Here is a 4428-nt window from a genome sequence, read left to right as displayed (position 1 = left end):
AAACCATCCTCCGTCGCCGACGCTGCAGCGAGCTCTCGACCCTCCCGTCGGCATGCCCGTCGAAGCGGGCGGGCCGTACTTCGACCGAGGATGTTCGCAGGCGCCGTTCTTGCCGTCGTTGTCGCCATTACCCCCGCCGGTTATGCGCTGCTCGGAAGGCGACTGCAACCGATCATAACCACGGCTTCCGTGTCGTTCTGGGCAGGGTCCAGCGGCCGCCAGGACCGGCGGCGAAGGCCGTGCCGAAGGTGTCAGCGGGCGCCGGTTGCTCCGGCGACGTAGGTGGCGACGATGTAGGTGGGGTTGCGGTCGAGCGCGCCGCGGGCCCGGTCGTAGCGTCGGGTCTGGCGAGGGTCGGCATGGCGGGCGTAGTCCTGCACGTCACGCAGGCTGCAGCCGGCATCCAGCGCGGCGGTGATCGCGGCGTGCCGCAGCGAGTGCGGTGAGATCGATTTGCTGATCCCCGCTCGCTTGGCGAGCCGACGAACGATCCGTCCCGCGGCGTGCCGGTCGAGGCGGCTGCCATCGGCCCGGGCCATCAGGGGACCGTCGGTGTGCTCTCCGACCGCGGCGTCGATGGCCCGTGCGGTCCGTGGGGCGAGCGGAATCAGCGCAGGCTGGGCGCCCTTGCCGACGATCCGCAGGGTGCGGTGGCCGTTGGCGAGCGCGAGGTCACCCAGGTCCGCACCGCAGGCTTCCGAGACCCGCAGGGCGTTGAGCCCAAGAAGACACGCCAGCACGTGGTCGTTGCCTCCGGACAGACCGGCCTGAACCAGGAACGCGCCGAGCTCGTTGCGGTCCAGTCCAATCCGGGTCGACTCCTGGGAGACCTTGGGACGGCGGACGTGCACCGCGGGCGAGTGTTCCACCAGCTGCTCCTCGACGCAGTAGCGGTAGAAGCCGGTGAGCACCACCAGCTTCAACGCGACCGTCGCTGCGGACAGGCCGCGGGCTTCGAGCTCGCGGGCGTACAGCTCCACATGCGGGCGACGGATGTCAGCCAGCGGATCGAGGTGATGGTCGGCGCACCATGCCATCCACAACCGAAGCTGGGTCGTGTAGGTGCGTCGGGTCGCCTCCGACGAGTAGCTGGCGATGAACGCAACCGCCGCCCAGCTCGACGTGTCCTGCTGCTGGCTGGTAGGTAGTTCGAGCGTGAACGTGGACATGATCGACCTCCTCGCGACGCCCGTTGCGTCGTCGGGTCGAGCATCCACAGATGCCGGAAGAGAAGCGATCAAAGAGAGGCTCGAGGCCTACACTCGTCACATGACCGAACAGCAGGCCGACCTGGTCGCCGTCGATCCCGACATCGTCGGGGGCCAAGCCCATATCCGTGGCACCCGGATTCCGGTCAGTGTGGTGTTGGACTGTCTGGCCGCGGGCCTGTCGGAAGACGAGATCGTTGAGCAGTACCCGTCCCTCACGCGGGAGGGCATCCGCGCAGCCGCCGCGTACGGCGCTGCCTTGGCCCGCGAAGAGATCTTCCCGCTGCCCGCGTGAGGCTCAAGCTCGACGAGAACCTCCCACACGACCTCACCGACGAGCTCAAGCGGCGAGGTCACGACGTGGACACCGTGCTCGACGAGCAGCTGGGTGGACGCAAGGACCCCATCGTCGTGCAGGCCGCCACGGAGGACGACCGCATGGTCATCACGCTCGACCGAGGTTTTGGCGACATCCGCAGCTTCCCTCCCGGCAGCCACGCCGGTGTCGTGGTCCTGCGCCCTGTCAGCCAGGACCCGGTCTCGATCCTCACGCTCGTTGATCGCCTACTCGATGCCCACGAGCTCGAGGAGTTCAGCCGCTGTGTCGTGATCGTCGAACCCCTGCGCGTGCGCGTCCGTCGACCGGACGACCAGGAACAGCGATGATCCCCGACGGAGCCGTGGAGCGCGTGCGAGAGTGGGCCGACGGTCGCGTACCCGTACACGTTCGAGACCAGGTCCGGATCGAGCTGGACGTGACCGACCGCACCATCACCATCCTTGAGTGCCGTCCCCCGTGGCATCCCGACATGGGCGACGAGTGGACCCGGTTCCCAGTCGCTCGCCTGCGATACACGAAGACCCGGGACGAGTGGTCGTTGTACTGGCGTGACCGGAACCTCAAGTTCCACGAGTACGATCTCGCCGAACCGAGCCCCGACATCGACGGTCTACTCGAAGAGATCGACTCGGACCCCACCTCGATCTTCTGGGGATGACATTACGGGCGGGATCCGCTGGCCCCACTGCCGCTCGTGGCCGCGCGACAACCACGGCAGTGCATGCGGAGCTGTCTGGGCTCACGGCATCCGCAGTTCCTTGCGCCGGACGAACTTCAGGCCGGACCAGTCGTGGTCGACCGCCGCAACCTTGACGTCGACAAGGCCGAGTGGGAGGAGGACCTCCCGTAGGAGGTTCTCGGTCACGTCGCTCTCGTGCCCCGCCGCTCGGCGGGGCCAAGCAATCCACAAGGCTGCGGCGTCCTCCAGCGAACGCTCGTAGCGCTGGGCGTTGCGCTCTAGGTGCCGCCGAGAGCGGACGCAACGCGATCGTGACGTCGCGGCTGCCGCGGAGGCTGTTACGGACCACGACCTCCTTGGGCATGCCGTCGAGTTCCCACCCTTCGTCTGCATCGATTACGCCGAGGCGGGATCCCGCTTTCACTCCGAGCTTCTCTGCCGCACTGCGATTGGAGTAACCCGCTGCCAAGCCGACATCCTCCTAGTGGTGTCACCCATGCCCGCGACTCGAGGTGCTGACGGGCGCAGGTTGCGATCCATTATGCGCCCTGCGGGCCGACACCCAGGTCGCGCGCAACCACGGATGCGGGCGCTCGGTGTCCGGGATGCGGGCGGCGACCGCACCGTGGCTGTGTGTTGATACTTCGGCCACGCTTACTTGACCGCGCGTATCGCCAGACGCGTGCGCGGAGTGAAGACCGCACCGGGATCGAGCCCACCCATCACCTTGACAGTGGTGAAGCCGATGGATCGGAGCTCGCGTACCAGTTCGGTCGCAGTGTAGAGGCGCACTCGAAACGTCTTGCTGACGTCCCCGGATATGGCAGTGGCGGTCCTCACTCCCGTTACCCAGTCGGTCGTGCCGTTCTCGCGAATTGGACCCTGTTCGTCCGGCTCCGCGTCCGGATTGAAGAGGTTGGCGAGTCGATCGCGGTGCATGAGTTCCATCAAGAGCGGGCCACCGGGGACAAGGACCGCGTGCCAGGCCGCGAGCGCAGCCATGTCGTTGGCTCGCTCCTCGAAGTAGCCGAAACTGGAGAAGATGTTGAGGACCGCGTCGAAGGGCCCCTGGGGTGGCTCGCGCATGTCTCCTTCGACGTACTGCGGGCCGGGGTAGCGTTCCTGCGCCAAGCCGAGCTGTGTGGATGAGTAGTCGAGGCCCGTGACGTCGTAGCCCCGTTCGTGCAGGGGTCCGGCGATTCTCCCGAAGCCGCACGCCACGTCGAGGATCTGCGATCCTGGTGGCAGACCAAGTATCTGCTCTATGGCGTCGACCTGCTCCGCGGTGTTATCGAAGGACCCCGCCGCGCCCCACACCTCGACGTAGTTCTCGTCGAAGAAATCCTCCCACCAGTCCATACCGACGCAGCCTAGTGTCGCGGATCCCAGGCTGGTGGTGTCGGCAGATCGGCTGACTGCCACGTTGTTATGGGTCACGGAGTCATCCTGAGATGGCCGCGCATATCCACGGTTGCCGTCAGCTAGCGAGTTCCCGCACCATCCGGACCTCATCGAAGATCGCCCCGGCCACCTCCTCAAGCTGGGTTTCGCCGTCCTTCGTCCATCCATGATGCTCGTAGAACTCGATCGAACGGTCGTTGTCTGCGGCCACCCACAGCATGGCACCGGAGTGTCCGTCAGCAGCAAGAAGTTCGTGAACGCGGCGCAACAGGGCGCCTCCGTGACCCCGTCCCCAACTTGGCGGGTCGGCGTAGAGAACGTAGAGCTGGCCCGTCAGCTCGACAGTAGGCTCCATCGCGGGACCGCAAACTGCAACGGCTCTTGGTGGTCCGTCCCGAGGGTCGGTCGAGACGAGTTGATGGATCCCGTCATGGCCCGCCGCGGTGAGTTGACTGGTCCATCGCTCGAGCCACGCGTCCTCTGCGAGGTTGTCGAGGAAGGCATCCGGCACGATGCCTCGATAGGCCGCCCGCCATGAGCGCACCTGTAGTGCCGCGATGGCTGCGGCGTCGCTCGCCTGCGCCTCGCGGACGACCGGACCTTCGCCGTTCATGAAGTCGATCTCCGTGGTGAGCACGGGCCCCAGCGGGGAACCCCAAGAGCGACGAGGCTAGTTACTGAACCGCGGCCGATAGCCGTCCTCTTCCCGGCGATCTCGGGCTTCGGCGGTGGGCGCTATGCACTACTCGGGTCCTTGGCCTACCCGTCCGTAGCCACGGCTTCGAGCTGCGGAACTTCGC

6 protein-coding genes and 1 pseudogene are annotated in these 4428 nt (G+C 66.6%); 3 read left to right on the top strand and 4 right to left on the bottom strand.

Features of this window, described 5'->3' with window-relative positions; all coding sequences use genetic code 11:
* Window positions 1-251: 251 nt before the first annotated feature.
* Window positions 252-1169 (bottom strand): tyrosine-type recombinase/integrase, encoded by a 918-nt coding sequence (locus KY462_16685; GenBank protein ID MBW3579335.1) that lies wholly within the window; start codon window positions 1167-1169, stop codon window positions 252-254.
* 100 nt (window positions 1170-1269) lie between these two features.
* Here KY462_16685 and KY462_16680 point away from each other — a divergent pair, with 100 nt between their 5' ends.
* The 3 genes from KY462_16680 to KY462_16670 are packed head-to-tail and all read left to right on the top strand — an operon-like array spanning window position 1270 to window position 2206.
* Entirely contained in the window at window positions 1270-1503 is a 234-nt protein-coding gene (locus KY462_16680) for a DUF433 domain-containing protein (GenBank protein MBW3579334.1), read from the top strand.
* A complete protein-coding gene (locus tag KY462_16675; protein MBW3579333.1) occupies window positions 1500-1874 on the top strand; it encodes a DUF5615 family PIN-like protein in 375 nt (124 codons plus the stop codon). Before KY462_16680 ends, KY462_16675 begins: the two co-directional genes overlap by 4 nt.
* Window positions 1871-2206, top strand: a complete 336-nt coding sequence (locus KY462_16670; GenBank protein ID MBW3579332.1) for a DUF3024 domain-containing protein — start codon at window positions 1871-1873, stop codon at window positions 2204-2206. The genes KY462_16675 and KY462_16670 overlap by 4 nt, the downstream gene beginning before the upstream one ends.
* An 81-nt stretch (window positions 2207-2287) precedes the next feature.
* Here KY462_16670 and KY462_16665 read toward each other — a convergent pair.
* From KY462_16665 to KY462_16655, 3 genes and pseudogenes are all read right to left on the bottom strand, one after another.
* Window positions 2288-2696, bottom strand: a pseudogene (locus tag KY462_16665) (DUF3052 domain-containing protein).
* A gap of 185 nt (window positions 2697-2881) precedes the next feature.
* Window positions 2882-3664 (bottom strand): methyltransferase domain-containing protein, encoded by a 783-nt coding sequence (locus KY462_16660; GenBank protein ID MBW3579331.1) that lies wholly within the window; start codon window positions 3662-3664, stop codon window positions 2882-2884.
* A 40-nt stretch (window positions 3665-3704) separates the two neighbouring features.
* Window positions 3705-4265, bottom strand: coding sequence for a GNAT family N-acetyltransferase (locus KY462_16655; GenBank protein MBW3579330.1), 561 nt, complete (start codon window positions 4263-4265; stop codon window positions 3705-3707).
* Between the last annotated feature and the right edge of the window lie 163 nt (window positions 4266-4428).

This window comes from Actinomycetota bacterium (assembly GCA_019347675.1).
GTDB lineage: Bacteria > Actinomycetota > Nitriliruptoria > Nitriliruptorales > JAHWKO01 > JAHWKW01.
Note: the sequence above shows the minus strand (reverse complement) of the source record. Positions and strands in the feature narration are given on the sequence as shown.